The sequence below is a fragment of the Gemmatimonadaceae bacterium genome (assembly GCA_019752115.1).
Lineage (GTDB): Bacteria > Gemmatimonadota > Gemmatimonadetes > Gemmatimonadales > Gemmatimonadaceae > Gemmatimonas.
In genome coordinates this window covers 61,367-75,415 of the sequence record JAIEMN010000026.1, presented here as the reverse complement: position 1 = coordinate 75,415, position 14,049 = coordinate 61,367, and the positions used below count along the sequence as shown (strand labels likewise).

General features: G+C 66.8%; 18 protein-coding genes and 1 pseudogene. 14 read left to right on the top strand and 5 right to left on the bottom strand.

All coding sequences use genetic code 11. The annotated features are described in order from the left end of the window. Positions 1–600 precede the first annotated feature (600 nt). Positions 601–1,248, top strand: a complete 648-nt coding sequence (locus tag K2R93_14345; protein ID MBY0491019.1) for an ester cyclase — start codon at positions 601–603, stop codon at positions 1,246–1,248. 51 nt (positions 1,249–1,299) lie between these two features. Here K2R93_14345 and K2R93_14340 read toward each other — a convergent pair whose 3' ends face one another. The 5 genes and pseudogenes from K2R93_14340 to K2R93_14320 all read right to left on the bottom strand — a co-directional run bounded on the left by K2R93_14340 (position 1,300) and on the right by K2R93_14320 (position 3,901). Beyond that, positions 1,300–1,956, bottom strand: a complete 657-nt coding sequence (locus K2R93_14340; protein MBY0491018.1) for an ester cyclase — start codon at positions 1,954–1,956, stop codon at positions 1,300–1,302. A 104-nt stretch (positions 1,957–2,060) separates the two neighbouring features. Further along, positions 2,061–2,228 (bottom strand): annotated as a pseudogene (locus K2R93_14335) (PEP-CTERM sorting domain-containing protein). A gap of 113 nt (positions 2,229–2,341) precedes the next feature. Then, the gene (locus K2R93_14330) at positions 2,342–3,124 is read right to left on the bottom strand and encodes a PEP-CTERM sorting domain-containing protein (protein MBY0491017.1); all 783 of its coding nucleotides are present in this window, start codon (positions 3,122–3,124) and stop codon (positions 2,342–2,344) included. Positions 3,125–3,229: 105 nt separating this feature from the next. Next, a complete protein-coding gene (locus K2R93_14325) occupies positions 3,230–3,622 on the bottom strand; it encodes a PEP-CTERM sorting domain-containing protein (protein ID MBY0491016.1) in 393 nt (130 codons plus the stop codon). Positions 3,623–3,664: 42 nt separating this feature from the next. Further along, positions 3,665–3,901: a hypothetical protein gene (locus tag K2R93_14320; protein ID MBY0491015.1), complete on the bottom strand. Its 237-nt coding sequence runs from the start codon at positions 3,899–3,901 to the stop codon at positions 3,665–3,667. Positions 3,902–4,112: 211 nt separating this feature from the next. Between K2R93_14320 and K2R93_14315 the strand changes: the two genes are divergently transcribed. The 13 genes from K2R93_14315 (at position 4,113) to K2R93_14255 (ending at position 14,048) form a co-directional block, all read left to right on the top strand. Continuing rightward, the gene (locus tag K2R93_14315; protein MBY0491014.1) at positions 4,113–4,316 is read left to right on the top strand and encodes a type II toxin-antitoxin system VapB family antitoxin; all 204 of its coding nucleotides are present in this window, start codon (positions 4,113–4,115) and stop codon (positions 4,314–4,316) included. Then, positions 4,313–4,660, top strand: coding sequence for a type II toxin-antitoxin system VapC family toxin (locus K2R93_14310; protein MBY0491013.1), 348 nt, complete (start codon positions 4,313–4,315; stop codon positions 4,658–4,660). The genes K2R93_14315 and K2R93_14310 overlap by 4 nt, the downstream gene beginning before the upstream one ends. Positions 4,661–4,737: 77 nt before the next feature. Further along, the gene (locus K2R93_14305; protein MBY0491012.1) at positions 4,738–5,199 is read left to right on the top strand and encodes a peptidylprolyl isomerase; all 462 of its coding nucleotides are present in this window, start codon (positions 4,738–4,740) and stop codon (positions 5,197–5,199) included. A 52-nt stretch (positions 5,200–5,251) separates the two neighbouring features. Beyond that, positions 5,252–5,437, top strand: a complete 186-nt coding sequence (locus K2R93_14300; protein MBY0491011.1) for a hypothetical protein — start codon at positions 5,252–5,254, stop codon at positions 5,435–5,437. 140 nt (positions 5,438–5,577) lie between these two features. Beyond that, on the top strand, positions 5,578–6,210 hold the full coding sequence (locus tag K2R93_14295; GenBank protein MBY0491010.1) for a TetR/AcrR family transcriptional regulator: 633 nt from the start codon (positions 5,578–5,580) through the stop codon (positions 6,208–6,210). Next, a complete protein-coding gene (locus K2R93_14290; protein MBY0491009.1) occupies positions 6,207–7,553 on the top strand; it encodes a TolC family protein in 1,347 nt (448 codons plus the stop codon). Before K2R93_14295 ends, K2R93_14290 begins: the two co-directional genes overlap by 4 nt. A 141-nt stretch (positions 7,554–7,694) precedes the next feature. After that, positions 7,695–8,726: an HlyD family secretion protein gene (locus tag K2R93_14285; protein MBY0491008.1), complete on the top strand. Its 1,032-nt coding sequence runs from the start codon at positions 7,695–7,697 to the stop codon at positions 8,724–8,726. Between the two features lie 4 nt (positions 8,727–8,730). After that, positions 8,731–10,347, top strand: a complete 1,617-nt coding sequence (locus K2R93_14280; protein ID MBY0491007.1) for a DHA2 family efflux MFS transporter permease subunit — start codon at positions 8,731–8,733, stop codon at positions 10,345–10,347. A 185-nt stretch (positions 10,348–10,532) separates the two neighbouring features. Beyond that, the gene (locus tag K2R93_14275) at positions 10,533–11,189 is read left to right on the top strand and encodes an HDIG domain-containing protein (GenBank protein ID MBY0491006.1); all 657 of its coding nucleotides are present in this window, start codon (positions 10,533–10,535) and stop codon (positions 11,187–11,189) included. A gap of 23 nt (positions 11,190–11,212) precedes the next feature. Continuing rightward, positions 11,213–11,863, top strand: a complete 651-nt coding sequence (locus K2R93_14270) for a sigma-70 family RNA polymerase sigma factor (GenBank protein ID MBY0491005.1) — start codon at positions 11,213–11,215, stop codon at positions 11,861–11,863. Further along, positions 11,860–12,300, top strand: coding sequence for a hypothetical protein (locus K2R93_14265; protein ID MBY0491004.1), 441 nt, complete (start codon positions 11,860–11,862; stop codon positions 12,298–12,300). Before K2R93_14270 ends, K2R93_14265 begins: the two co-directional genes overlap by 4 nt. A gap of 9 nt (positions 12,301–12,309) precedes the next feature. Further along, positions 12,310–12,702: a hypothetical protein gene (locus K2R93_14260; GenBank protein MBY0491003.1), complete on the top strand. Its 393-nt coding sequence runs from the start codon at positions 12,310–12,312 to the stop codon at positions 12,700–12,702. Positions 12,703–12,752: 50 nt separating this feature from the next. Next, positions 12,753–14,048 (top strand): TolC family protein, encoded by a 1,296-nt coding sequence (locus K2R93_14255; GenBank protein MBY0491002.1) that lies wholly within the window; start codon positions 12,753–12,755, stop codon positions 14,046–14,048. Position 14,049: the final 1 nt, after the last annotated feature.

Sequence of the window (14,049 nt, the reverse complement as noted above, 5' to 3'; positions counted from 1 at the left end):
CTACCGCACCCAAGCGGCTCCTGCGGAGCGCTTGGCACTCAATTAACCGAGTCTCCTCCAAACCCGGGGCGGTTCAATATGCGATCCACGGACGACTGCACCTGATCAATCGCTACGGTTTGAGCGGATACGGTTCCGCTTCGAATGACAATCAACGAAAGAAGACAGATTCCCAAAGGGAGACGCATGTTCAGACTTTGGCTGAGGGACACTCAGTATTGGTGATCGAGTCTACCCCGATGACGTTCGAAGCTGACCTCACCGAGCAGGCCGACGATAGTCGGCAAGCGCCATCGATGCCATAGTGCAGTGTGCACCACGACCGAGTTCGATCGTTCGCCTATCGCGCGGCCCGCCGTCCGCCACTTGAGCGAACTGCTTTCATCGAACTAAAGTGCGGCGCCGGTGAGATCTTCGATGGCAGGTGAGAATGGATGCTCGCGCGGTCTTTGCAGCGAGGCCTTCGGGCGCTTTTTCTGACAGGCCCTGCTTCGCGGAAGCGATGGCTTCTGGCCAGCGGGCGTCACGCGTTGTGCCTATGTCCTCTGCACTGCCCTGCGTTTCGATGTAGGTGACGGAGCTGGCATCTTGGAGACTTTCATGACCGACCCCAACCGCGCCACGGCCATCCGCTGGTTCGAGGAATGGTGGAACAAGCGAAGCGACACGATTATCGACGAGGTCACGACGCCCGACTGTCGCGCGATGAACGAAGGCGTCGACGGTGAGCTCGATCGGAATGGCATGCGCGAGCATCGGAGAGCGTGGCTCAGCGCGGTCCCCGATGTGCGCATGGAGCTCCTCAGTGTGACCTCGAACGAGGAGACGGTGATCGTGCACTGGCGCGCGCTCGGGACGCATACCGGTCCGGGGATCGGCATTCCGCCATCGGGCAGAGCGGTCAATGTCACGGGGTTCACCGCGCTCACCTTCGAGCAGGGGCGCATTGCGCGCGGCGTGGACAGCTGGAACCGCGGCGAACTCATCGCCAGTCTGATGCAGGTACGCCTCGACGAGCTGTGCGCGAATACCGCGCTCACCCCGCGCGAGGCGCAGGTGGCCTTGATGATGGCCGACCGGCTGTCACATACGGAGATCGCCGAGGACCTGGGCATCTCCGCCAACACCGCACGGCGGCACTGCGAGAGCGTCCTCCGAAAGCTCGGGGTCTCTCGGAAGCAGGACGTCGCCGCGGCCCTCGGCGCGATTCCCGCCTCAGTGCTGGTGCGGCACGGTAGCGATCTGTAGCCAGTGAGCATGACGAGGGCACTTGAGCTCACCCAAGCGCCTTCGTCATGCTCACGCCTCAGCGAGATCGGAACCGTGCGGATTCAGCACCGACGCCGACACCTTGCCGAGGGCACCGGCCACATCCTGGCGACGGCTGACGCCCAGCTTGGCAAGCACACGTTCGCAGTGACGACGCGCCGTGTTTGGACTGATCCCCAAGGTCGTCGCGATCTCGACGTGCGAGTAGCGGTCGGCCATGAGCAACGCGACCTGCGCCTCCCGTGCGGTCAGCTGCGAGCCCTCGGCGACGTCCTGAGGAGTAGGCTCCATCAGGCGCGCCATGAACTCACCGCGATTCCATCGATCGAATCCGCGCACGATGAGTCCATCGCGGAACTCCATGACGCCGAGCCCCTGGACGTCCACCGATCGACCGGTCGGCGGAATCCCGAGCCCCGGGCCGGTGTGCGTTCCGCGTGAACGCCAGTGCGTGATGGCGGTATCCCCCTCACACACGACGAACAACAGCTCGAGATGCAGGTCGGGGATCGCCGTGACCATGGCGCGCCAGTAGCCCTTCATTTCCTCGGGTGAGGCCGGCGTGTCCCGGCCTTCCAGGACGACAGCGCAGTCCGGCGCCATCATTTCCTCAACGATCTCGGCCCGCCGCTCATTCCACAGACCGTGATACCACCGTACTACCCGTGCCTTGTGATCGTTCGACATTTCCTTGCGAATTCCTCGACGGTTCAACACAAGTCATATCAGCCGGTCGACGCATCGATAACTCATTCAACGCGGCGACCGTGACAATATGAATTGCATGAGATTCAATTGACCGCAAGGATCTGCACTACCCCGCTACGGCGCGCTACCTCTTCGCTAGGCCTTTGGGTTTCTGGCATCGAGAAGAGGCCGCCTTTACATCGCGCACCAACGAGGAGCAGGAGCGCCCCACCGATGGCGAACAAGACGAACGTGGCCGGTTCCGGAACAGGCGCGTTGAAGTCGAGCGCGCGGGTATTGCCTACTGGGCACTGTGCCTACGCCGCCGATGTCTGCCCAAGCGTCGCCAAGGCCAGCGACATGAGGATGGTCGGAGTGGTCTTCACTAGGCGGCTCCGGGTGCGGGATGAGACGAGGCGATGTCGAGCCGAAGACGGCGGCGACGACGTGTGCGAACGCCTCCGTACAGCACGAGCACGCTCGCACCGACCAGCGCGAATGACGACGGTTCCGGGACGGTGGTCACCGGGGTTGTGAGGAAGGCAGTCACCAAGCCGGCACGGGGCCCCGCGAGGCCTACATCGCAGGCGCTCCCGAGACAGAAGGCTCGTCCGAGCTCCGATGTATTCGTTTGAAAGTCGACATAGAGCCTCGGCGTGAAAGACCCGCGCGTTTCGGTGTACTTCGCCTGAACTTCAAGGAGAAGGTTGGAGCTGGACGGGTCGTACATGAACGGCGTACCCAGCACGTCAAACGAGGACCCGAATCGCACGGTGCCGTCGGAGGTGAAGGTGGCGAACTCGGTGAAGTCCGCCCCGCGGTTGGCCGTAAGGCTCGCCGTTGGCAGCGTCGTAGACACCGATGGGCGCGTTGAGAGCCACAGAGTGTACGTGCCGGCGGTGATCCGGTCGTTCTCGTCAGGCTCCAGAGTAGAGTTGAAGAAGCGCAGCCCGGTAATCAGCAGTGGTGCAGATCCGAACGACGTGTTGCTGTACGCCTGCTGGTATCGTGCGTCGCTGCCGAAGTTGTCCGTACAGCCGAAGGGAAGACAGTTTCCCGTCGTGACGACCGGAACGTTTGGAACAACGATCTGCGCGCCGAGTGACTGCGTGGAGAGGAACGCTACGCCGGCGATGACGTAGCGCGCAACCGCTTCGAGACGTGCCATTGAAGGGCCTTATGAATGAATGTCGTATGCGATACGAGAACGGCATCATTCAACGGGTTTCGTGCGCATCGGGCAATAGGGCACGGTGCCCTACACGCTTGTGATTCAGCGCTGCCTTCGCACTCTGGGATGCGCGAATCCCAACGCCAGCAGTCCGGCGAGGAACAGCATGACCGTCGCCGGTTCCGGAACGGTCGTGATCGGCGCCTGCCGCACGAGCCAGTGCCCCATTGGGATGTCGGTGCTGGTTTCGCTCCACGGATTGTCGGCGATCATCGAGCCCCACAGGTCGCTCTGGATCATGCCGTAGGCGAGCCGGGTGCCGGCGGTGGGGCCGGCGGTGGCAGTGAGTCCGTGCGTTCGCGGGCACGCCACTTCGCCACTGTGGCAGCACGTGTCTTCGGCGATGCCAAAGACGGCGAAGAAGCTGCTCACGGCATCGAAGCCGTCGATGGTGCCGGGTTCGTGCACCGGCGGATTGAAGTTGGTGAGCAGCATGCTCCCCACTTCAGTGGCCGTCGCGTAGCGAAAGCCGTGCTGCTAATGGAGCGCCATGACCTGGGGCGCCTGATAGACGAGGTTCTTCGTATAGACCGGGGTCAGCCACTCGAACCCGGTGGCGGCGTCAGCGACGAGAAGCTGGTCACCGCTGGTCAGGAAATCCTTGGTGGCGAGTTGGGCGCCGGCCGCGGGCGCGAGTACGATGGCCGAGAAAACGGCAGCGGCGGCGACCGTCGTCCAAGGGCGGCGCGAGCGAGTCGAATGAGTGGCGAGCATGGAGGCGGACCCGGAGGTGGTGAACGGCGCCCGGTGTTGGGCGCGGCTCACCTTACGGGAAGCCCTGATGCGACTCGAGGGGCGTTCGACCCGGGTCGAATTCCCTGATCGGATTCCCTGGTCGAACTCCGTGCTCGCGCCGCGCGCAGCGACGTGAGCCAGAGATTGCCCGCTCTTGAGATGTATGGCTCGAACAGCCATACTCATATGTATGAAAACCACCTTGAATATTGACGACCACGTCCTCGCCGAGGCGATGCGGCTCACGGGGATCAGCGAGAAGACGGCACTCGTGCACGCCGGGCTGCAGGCGCTCGTCGCTCGGGAGAGCGCCCGCCGACTGGCGGCGCTGGGTGGGTCGCAGCCGACCCTGTCGCCGGTCCCTCGGCGACGGTCCGAGCCGCGCCCCCGATGATTCTGGCGGACACCTCCGTCTGGATCGATCACTTTCGGCGGGGCAATGCGCGGCTCGCCGAGCAACTCGAGGCCGGGGTGATTTTCTGTCACCCGTTCGTGATCGGGGAGCTCGCTTGTGGCCTGTTGAAATCGCGGCATGAGGTGCTGACGCTGCTCGGCGAGCTGCCGCAGGCCCGCGTGCTGACCGATGCCGAGGTCCTGGCCTTCATTGAGCAGCACCGACTGGCCGGGCGCGGCCTGGGGCTCATCGATGTCCACCTGCTCGGCTCGAGCCGGCTCGAAGGCGCGGAGCTCTTCACGCTCGATCGGCGGCTGGCCCAGGTGGCCCTGCGCCACCGGTAGGACCATAGGGATTGGGCCCCACCGAGGCGCCGGGAAGCGCATTACGTTTCGGGGTCACCCTTAACCCGGGATTTTCCGTGACCAAGCTGGCTACGATCGAAACCAACAAGGGCACCCTGACGGTGGAGCTGTTCCCCGGCGAGGCGCCTGGTACTGTCGAAAATTTCGAGAAGCTCGCCAACAGCGGCTTCTATGATGGCATCAAGTTCCACCGCGTGATCCCCGAGTTCGTGGTGCAGGGCGGCTGCCCGCACACGAAGGACGGCAAGGGTCCGGTCGGCACCGGCGGCCCGGGGTGGAAGATCAAGTGCGAGACGGCGGGCAACCCGCACAAGCACAAGGTGGGCGCGCTCTCCATGGCGCACGCCGGCAAGGACACGGGCGGCAGCCAGTTCTTCCTCGTGCTGAGCGAGGGCAACACGCGCCATCTGAACGGCGTCCACACCGTGTTCGGCCAGGTGACGGAGGGTCTGGAGATCCTCCCGACCATCGTGCAGAATGACCACATGGTGTCGGTGCGCGTCGCCGACGTCGCGTAAGACCCGGTAGCCGCCCCGCGGCCGCCACTCCCCAGATCCCACCAGACTCCCCATGTCCGGACACTCGAACCACGGCAGCGACAAGGGCGCGGCCTTCACTGGCCTGATCGGCGGTGCGCTCGTTATCGGCGCGATCCTCTACGGGATCGTGATGTGGACCAACGCGAAGTTCGCCGGCCATGAGGGCGGCGAGAAGAAGACGGGTGCGGTAGCCACCGAGATCCGTCCGGTCGCCTAACCCAACCCGTCCACTCCGAACCTGAGAACCCCCAACCCCGAACTGATCAGTTTGGGGTTGGGGGTTCTCAGGTTTGGGGTGGACGGGTTTTTTGGGGGTATTGACTAACTGACCAGTCAGTCAGTACAATTCTCACCACAATGATCGTTTCCACCGAGCCCTCGACCCGCCGCCGCGATCCGGAGGCGCGTCCGTCCCAGATTCTCGACGCCGCCTTCAAGGAGTTCGGCGAGCGCGGCCTCGCGGGCGCCCGGCTGGACGACATCGCCAAGCGCGCCGGCGTCGCCAAGGGGACCATCTACCTCTACTTCCCCAACAAGGAAGCGCTCTTTCGGGAGATGGTCCGCGTCACCATCGTCGACGCCCTCCAGGCCGCCGAAACCTCCCGGGATGACCTGGGCGACGAGATCAGCGCCCGCGAACAGCTCCGCCTGATGGCCGGCGCCTGGTGGCACCACCTGCGGGGCGAACGCCAGCAGGTGCTCACCCGGGTCGTGCACGCCGAGCTGCATCGCTTTCCCGACCTCTACGCCTTCTACGGCCAGGAGGTCGTCGCCCGCGGCCGGCGGCTGGTGGCGAGTGTCATTGCCCGCGGCATCGCGCGCGGCGAGTTCCGCCCGATCGACCCGATGGTGGGCGCCCGCATGTACGCCGCCCTCTGGATGAGCCACGGCGCCTGGTGCAGTGCGCGCCAGATCCACCCCTGGCTCGGCTCCGACGACCAAGTGCTCGACGAAATGCTCGAGTTTTTCTTTCACGCGCTTACGCCATGAAGAAGGTCCTGTTCCTGCTTGCGGCCGCTGCCTCGCCGCTGGCGGCTCAATCTCCCGCCACCCCCGCTGCGCCCGCGAAGATCTCCATGGGCGACGCTGCCCGACTCGCCGCCAAGCAGAACGGCGCGGTCGACGTGGCCCGCACGCGCGTGGAGCAGGCGAGTGCCCGTGCCCTCCAGCGGCGCGGCACGCTCCTCCCCGATCTCGCGGGCGGCATTCGGCAGGGGGAATCGACGATCAACTCGGTCACCTTCCCCTTCTCGTTCAACAACCCGGCCACCGGCAAGCCGCTCTTCAATCCGAACGGCGACATCATCGGCCCGGTCCGCACGATCGACTTCCGCTACCGGCTCAATCAGCCGCTGCTCGACCTCGGCAAGTATCAGAGCTGGCGCGCAGCGCAGGCGACGACCGAGGCCGCGAGCGCCGATGTGAGCGCGCAAGCCGAGGGCGCCGCCGCGATGGCCGCCGCAGCCTACGTGAAGGCCGCACGCGCCGAAGCACAGCTCGCGGCGCGGCGCGCCGATTCCACGCTCGCCGCCGATCTGGTGCGCATTGCGCGCGACCAGCTGCAGGCCGGCGTCGGCATCGCCCTTGATGTGACGCGCGCCGAGTCGCAGCTGGCGAGCGTGCGCGCGCAGATCATCTCGGCGCGGAGCGATCGCGATCGCTCGCTCCTCGAACTCAAGCGCGTCATCGGCATGCCCGCCGACGCGCCGCTGCAGCTGGCCGATTCGCTCGCCGCGCTCCCCTTCGAAGCGCAGCTGCCAAGTGCCGGCAGCGCGATCGACGCCGCGGAAAAGAACCGCGCTGATGTGAAGGCGCTGCTCGCGCAGGAGCACGCGCAGTCGCTCGCCGCCAAAGCCATCAAGTGGGAACGTACCCCGCAGCTCGGCGTCGCGGTCGAACAGGGCGTCATCGGCAAGAACACCGATCGCCTGCTCCCCACGTACACGTGGGGCGTGCAGCTGTCGGTCGGCCTGTTCGACGGCTTCCGCCGCGAGACGCGCCTGCAGGAGCAGGTCGCCGCGCAGCGGGAAACCGACGCGCGCCTCAAGGATCTCCGCGCCCAGAGCGCCCTCGAAGTGAACTCCGCCCTGATCGACCTCCGCGCCGCGCAGGAGCAGGTCGAAGCTGTTCAGGAACGCCTCCGTCTTGCTGAGCAGGAAGTGAGTCAGGCACAGGACCGCTTCAAAGCCGGCGTCTCCGGCAACGCCGATGTCATCACCGCGCTGCTCTCACTCAACCAGGCCCGCACGCTCCGCAACGACGCGCTGGCCACGTACCAAGCGGCGAGAGTGGCGTTGGCCAAAGCCATGGGCGCGGCGAGTCGGCTGCCGTAACCGGCATCGTTCTTCAGGTGTCAGGCAGAAGATTGAAGGTCGAAGAAACCGCGTGTCCCGCAGTCCAGCTCCCGTAGTTCCAGCTTCCGTAGTTCCAGCGTCCGCAGTACAGGCTTCCGCTTCCCACGCAGTCCCAATCTCATGAACAAGCGCCTCCTCATCCCCGCCGTCCTCGCCCTCGGCATCGGCACCTGGGGATATCAACGCTGGCAGTTCGGCCGCACGCATGAAAGCACCGACAACGCGCAGGTCGACGGGCACATCGTGCCGGTCGTCGCGAAGGTCGGCGGCTACGTGACGGCGGTGAACGTCGGCGAGAATGTGCACATCAGCGCCGACTCGGTGCTCGTCACCATCGATGAACGCGAATACAAGGTGAAGCTCGCACAGGCCGACGCCGATCTCGCGGCGGCGCGCGCCAGCGCCGGCGGTCGGGGCATCGAGGGCCAGGCCGTCACGGTGGTGCGCACCGCGTCGAGCCAGCGCGATGTCAGCAGCGCGCAGGTGCAGGCCGCGCGCGCGCAGCTCACCAAGGCGCAGGGCGATCTGACGCGCGCCAAGGAGCTCGCGGCCAAGCAGATCATCAGCGCGGCCCAGCTCGATGCCGCGCAGGCGGCCTACGATGCGGCCAACGCGCAGCTCGTGGCGACTGAGCGCCAGGTGACGGCCGCGCAGAGTGGCATCGCCAACGCGCAGGCCGGCGTGCGGCTCGCCGAAGCGCGCCTGCTGGCCGCGCAGGCGGCGCGCGACAACGCGCAGCTGCAGCTGAGCTTTACCATCGTCACGGCGCCGCTCGCCGGCACGGTGAGCAAGAAGCAGGTCGAAGTCGGCCAGCTCGTGCAGGCCGGGCAGACGCTCATGAGCATCGTGAGCGACTCCGGGCTCTACGTGACGGCCAACGTGAAGGAGACGCAGCTGGCGCGCATCAAGCCCGGCCAGAAGGTCGAGCTCGAGGTCGACGCCTACGACGGCGCGAAGGCCGAAGGCACGGTAGAGAGCATCGCGTCGGCGACGGGCGCGAAGTTCGCCCTGCTTCCCCCCGACAATGCCACCGGCAACTTCACGAAGGTCGTGCAGCGCGTGCCGGTTCGCATCAAGATCACGAAGGATCTCGGGAAGGAACGCCCCCTGCGTCCGGGGATGTCCGTGACGGCCAACATCATCGTGGAGTAAGGCCGTGTCGACGGAGGTGATGCGCACGCTGGTCGTTGAGGAGCTCAAGGCGCAGGCGGAAGCCGACCGCCATGTGGTTCCCAACGACCCGTACGCCAACAAATACCTCATCGCGATTGCGGTGACGCTCGCCGCGGTGCTCGAGCTGATCGATACGAGCATCGTGAACGTCGCCATTCCGCACATGATGGGCACGCTCGGCGCCACGCTCGACGAGATCGCGTGGGTCAGCACGAGCTATATCATCGCGAACGTGATCGTGATTCCGATGTCGAGCTGGCTGAGCGCCTATTTCGGGCGCCGCCGTTATCTCACCGGATCGATCACGCTCTTCGTGGTGGCCAGCTTCTTCTGCGGCGCGGCGACCAGCCTGTGGGGGCTCGTCTTCTGGCGCGTCCTGCAGGGGCTGGGCGGTGGTGCGCTGCTCAGCACGGCGCAGACGACGCTGTTCGAATCGTTCCCCCCGCAAGAGCGCGGCATCGGGCAGGCGATCTTTGGCGTGGGCGTGATGGTGGGCCCCACGATCGGCCCCACCCTCGGCGGCTTCATCGTGGACGCGTACGCGTGGCCGTGGATCTTCTACATCAACGTGCCGATGGGCATCATCGCCGGCTACATGGTGTGGACGTATGTGCGCGACGCGGCGCACCAGGTGCGCGCGCAGTCGGTGGACGTGCTGGGCATTGTACTGCTCACGCTCGCGGTGGGGTCGCTGCAGTGGATGCTCGAGCGCGGCGAACGCTTCGACTGGTTCGAGTCGCGCTTCGTGACGACGCTCGCCGTGGTGAGCCTCACAAGTGCGGTGCTCCTGGTGTGGCGCGAGCTTACGATCGATGAACCGGTGATCGATTTCCGCGTGCTCAAGAACCGCCAGCTCGCGCCGGGCGTGATGTTCGCGAGTTTTCTCGGGCTCGCCCTCTACGGCTCGGTGTTCGTGCTGCCGGTGTTCCTGCAGCAGCTGCACGGGTTCACCGCGCAGCAGACGGGCATGGTGATCTTGCCCGGTGCGATTGCGAGCGCGATGACGATGGCGAGCATGGGGCGCTTTGCCGGCAAGATCGACGCGCGCCCGCTCATCGTGACCGGCGCGTTGCTCTTCCTGGCGTCGATGTGGCAGATGTCGAACATCACGCTCGACGCCGGCAAGGACGATTTCTTCTGGCCGCTCATCCTGCGCGGCATCGGGCTGGGGCTCCTGTTCGTGCCGCTCACCGGCGCCAGCATGGCCGGCCTGCCGATGAACAAGCTTGGGCAGGGCACGGGGCTCTTCAACCTCATGCGCCAGCTCGGCGGCTCCCTCGGCATCGCCATCATGGCCACGATGCTCGCGCGCCAGACGAAGATCCTCAAGGCGACGCTCACCGAACATGCCGGCGCGTACGACCCGCAGACGCTCGAACGTCTGAACGGCATCACCCGCGGTCTCATGGCGCGCGGCATCGACGCCTGGAACGCCAAGCAGCAGGCGCTCATGATGATCGACCGCCAGATCAGCGTGCAGGCGAGCGTGATCGCCTTCTCGAAGATCTACCTGATCAGCGGCTTCCTATTGGTGGGCGCGCTGCCGCTGCTGTTGTTGTGGAATACGGGGCGGTCGGTGCCGGTCAAGATGGACCACTAACGCAGGGAACTGCTGACGGCGGAAGCCTGTACGGCGGAAGCTGGACAGCGGGAGCTGGACGGCGGGAACAGCGGGACAAACGGGTGGGATGAGTCGGTGGTATGAGCCCGTAGTCCCCGCGTTAGCCGACGTCTAGCTTCCGCAGTCCAGCTTCCGCACTACAGGCTTCCGCCGTTCACGCCTCTATGCCGACTCCTTCTCGCGCCGCCGCCCTCTCCCTCATGGAGGAGTGGACTCCCTCCGCGTCCCTCCGGAAGCACATGCTCAGCGTGGAATGCGCCATGCGCGCCTACGCCGAGCGACTGGGGCAGGATGTGGAGGCCTGGGGCGTCGCGGGGCTCATTCACGATTTCGACTACGAGCGCTACCCGAACGACGCGCAGGCGGCGGATGCGGAGCATCCGGCGGAGGGGGTCCGGCATCTGCGGAGCCTCGGCTGGCCGGAGGAGATCCTGGAGGCGGTGCTGGGGCATGCGCACTACACCGGGGTCCCGCGGGTGTCGCTCATGGCCAAGGCGCTTTTTGCGGTGGATGAGCTGACCGGGCTCATCACGGCCTGCGCGCTGGTGAAGCCGTCCAAGGCGGTCGCCGACGTGGATGTGGCGGGGGTCCGGAAGAAGATGAAGGACAAGGCGTTCGCCCGGGGGGTGAACCGGGACGACGTCATTCAGGGGGCGGAGGCGCTGGGGGTGCCGCTGGACGAGCACATCGGCGTCGTACTGGCCGCCATGCAGGCCAACGCCCAGTCACTCGGGCTCAGCGGTTTGTCACCGAGCGCGGGGGCCAGCGAAATCCCGGCCGGGGGCGCGCGCCCCTCAACGGGTGCTTCGCCGGATGCGTAACGGAGGTACTGACTCGCTGACCCGTGACCTCACTCGCCCTCCCCTTCCCCGTCGCCCCAGCGGCCGGCCCCTCCGCGGGTCCGGTTGGCGCGGCTCGTCCGGGCCTCCGCATGGGGCCTGAGCGCCCCGTGTCGGAAGAGGCGCTGGCGGAGCGGGAGCTGGTGCTGGCGGCGCAGGCGGGCGACAGCGTGGCCTTCGCCGGCCTCGTGCGTCGTCATCAGCGCCGGGCGTACGCCGTGGCGCGGGCCATCGTGCTGTCGCACGACGACGCCGAGGATGCGGTGCAGGAAGGGTTTCTGCACGCGTTCCGGGCGCTCGAGCGCTTCCGCCCGGAACAGGCGTTCGGAGCATGGCTGCATCGCATTGTCGCGAATGCGGCGTTGGACATCGCGCGGCGGCGCAAGGTGCGCGATGCGGATGAGCTGCCGGAGACGCTGTCGTCTCCGCACCGCGATCCGGCGGAATCGGATGAACTGCGCGCGCGACTGACGCGCGCGCTGGACACCCTTGGCGAGCGGCAGCGGGCGGTCATCGTCCTGCACGACGTTGAGGGGTATAAGCACGCCGAAATCGGCCAGCTGCTCGGGATTCCCGAGGGGACGGCCCGTTCGGACCTGCACCACGCTCGGGCGCACCTGCGGCGCCAGCTGAGCAACCTTCGGAGTGAGAAATGACCACGCGGAACGACGCCGGCCGGGCTGTAGGCCCCACGCCGGATGCGGATCCCACCACCACGGCGCTCCTCGCCGAGCGCTACGCCGCCCCCGCCGACGATGCCTATTGGCAGGGGATGGAGCAGCGGATCATGCAGCGCCTCGCCACGGCGATGCAGGACACCGTCCTGCGCCCGAGCTGGTGGAGCGGCTTTGCCGAGCTGCGCCCGGCGGACTGGCGGACAGCCGGACTGATCGCGGCCACGCTGGCGCTGCTGGCCACGGGCGTGAGCTTCGTGCGCGATCAGGCGGCCAGCGCCCGGGCACGCGAGCTGGCGGCGCGCGCCGCCGTTGAAAGCACGATGCCGCTCCCGGTCGATGAGGCCACCCTGTCGCGGGCCCGCCCGCACCTGGCCCCGGACGCCCCCGAGCGCTACCTGAACCCGCTGGACTACTAGGCCCCTGCCGTGAGCACCCCCCGCCCCAAATCGCTTGCGATGGCCTATCTGGTCGGCGCCTTCATGTTCGGGGGCGCGGTCGGGTATGCGTCGGACCGGGCCATGGTGAAGCCCGCCACCCGGATGTGGTTCGAACAGCCCAGCGTGGTGGAGACGCTCGACCACGAACTGCAGCTGCGCCCGGAACAGCGGGCCGTCTTTGATTCCGTGTGGGCATGGCGCCGGTCGCGTTCGAGTGCGATCATGGCGCCAGTCAAGCCCGCCCTCGACTCGACGCGCGACAGTGCGCGCGTCCTCATGATGAACACGCTCGACAGCACCCAGCAGGCGGCCTTCCGCCGTCTCATCGAGCGTCAGCAACGCGCCACCGACAGTGCGGCAAAGGCGCGAGGGGAACCCTAGTGACCGCTTTGATGCAGGCGGGTCGTGCAGTCGTTTTCGGGGCGGTCCTGGTGGCCGCCCCGCTTGGCGCACAGACCCCCATGACGCTGCCCGACGACAACGCCCGGCCGATCACGCTCACCGAGGCGATCGCCCAGGCGCAGCGGAACGCGCCCGGCGTCGTGAACGCCCGCGGCCTCGAACGGAACGCCGGCGCGGCGCGGCGATCCGCGATCGGCGCCTATATCCCGTCGCTCAACCTGACGGCATCGAGCGCCCGCACCCAGGGTGTGCAGTTCTTCCAGGGGCAGCTGGTGCCGCTCACCGGCAACCCGTGGAACTACAACAACGGTCTCTCCACCAACCTCGTGCTCTTCGACGGCATGCAGCGGTGGGAGGACCTGCGCCGCGCGCGCGCCACGACCGATGTGGCCGACGCCACGTTCACGCAGGCCCGCTTTGATGCCGCGCTGCAGGCCAAGCAGCAGTTCTACGCGGCGCTCGCCGCGCGCGAATCGGAAGCGGCGGCCCGCGCGCAGCTGGAGCAGGCCGAGCAGCAGCTCAAGGCGTCCACCGCCCGCGTGGCCGCCGGCGTCGCCACCAAGTCGGACTCGCTCCGCTCGGCCATTCAGGTGGGCAATGCGCGGCTGGCGGTGCTCACCTCGCAGAACGATCTGCGCGTGGCGAACGCGGCGCTGACGCGCGTGGTGGGGTCCACCACCACCGTCACGGCGAGCCCGTCGGATACGGTCGATGCGCCCTTCACGATGCCCACCGAAGCCGAGCTGGAATCGCTGGTGTCGCAGGGGCCGGCGGTGATGGTGGCGGAGGCGAACGTGGCGTCGGCGAAGGCGAGCAAGAAGTCGCAGCGCGCGCAGTATCTCCCAACGCTTAGCCTCACCTACAACTACTCCTATACACAGAGCTCGAAGCAGTTCTCGAGCGGCAACCTGTTCCTGCTTGGCGGCAACGACCCGAACCGTCAGAACATGACGTTCAACTTCTCGTATCCGCTCTTCAACCAGTTCGTGCGCGAGCAAGCCACGGTGCAGGCCGACGTGGCGCTGCACAACGCCGAAGCGCAGCTGCGCGATGCCAAGCTGGCGGCGCGCGCAAATCTCACCACGCAGCTGCGGGCGCTGGCGAATGCACAGGCGCGCGTGCAGGTGCAGCTCGCGGCGATCGCGGCGGCGGAAGAAGATCTCCGCGTGCAGCAGCAGCGCTACGCGCTCGGGGCGAGCACGCTGCTCGATCTGCTCACGAGCCAGACGACGCTCAACCAGGCGCGTCAGGCGCTCATTCAGGCGCGCTTCGACGGGCGTATCGCCCGCGCGCAGCTGTCCTCTCTGATTGGCAAGGAGTTCTAAG

Coding starts and splice junctions, on each gene's coding strand:
- K2R93_14320 (MBY0491015.1), bottom strand. CDS start 3,901: ATGCTCGCCACTCATTCGACTCGCTCGCGCCGCCCTTGGACGACGGTC.
- K2R93_14285 (MBY0491008.1), top strand. CDS start 7,695: ATGAACAAGCGCCTCCTCATCCCCGCCGTCCTCGCCCTCGGCATCGGC.
- K2R93_14300 (MBY0491011.1), top strand. CDS start 5,252: ATGTCCGGACACTCGAACCACGGCAGCGACAAGGGCGCGGCCTTCACT.
- K2R93_14265 (MBY0491004.1), top strand. CDS start 11,860: ATGACCACGCGGAACGACGCCGGCCGGGCTGTAGGCCCCACGCCGGAT.
- K2R93_14290 (MBY0491009.1), top strand. CDS start 6,207: ATGAAGAAGGTCCTGTTCCTGCTTGCGGCCGCTGCCTCGCCGCTGGCG.
- K2R93_14330 (MBY0491017.1), bottom strand. CDS start 3,124: ATGGCACGTCTCGAAGCGGTTGCGCGCTACGTCATCGCCGGCGTAGCG.
- K2R93_14315 (MBY0491014.1), top strand. CDS start 4,113: ATGAAAACCACCTTGAATATTGACGACCACGTCCTCGCCGAGGCGATG.
- K2R93_14325 (MBY0491016.1), bottom strand. CDS start 3,622: ATGCTGCTCACCAACTTCAATCCGCCGGTGCACGAACCCGGCACCATC.
- K2R93_14345 (MBY0491019.1), top strand. CDS start 601: ATGACCGACCCCAACCGCGCCACGGCCATCCGCTGGTTCGAGGAATGG.
- K2R93_14310 (MBY0491013.1), top strand. CDS start 4,313: ATGATTCTGGCGGACACCTCCGTCTGGATCGATCACTTTCGGCGGGGC.
- K2R93_14340 (MBY0491018.1), bottom strand. CDS start 1,956: ATGTCGAACGATCACAAGGCACGGGTAGTACGGTGGTATCACGGTCTG.
- K2R93_14295 (MBY0491010.1), top strand. CDS start 5,578: ATGATCGTTTCCACCGAGCCCTCGACCCGCCGCCGCGATCCGGAGGCG.
- K2R93_14275 (MBY0491006.1), top strand. CDS start 10,533: ATGCCGACTCCTTCTCGCGCCGCCGCCCTCTCCCTCATGGAGGAGTGG.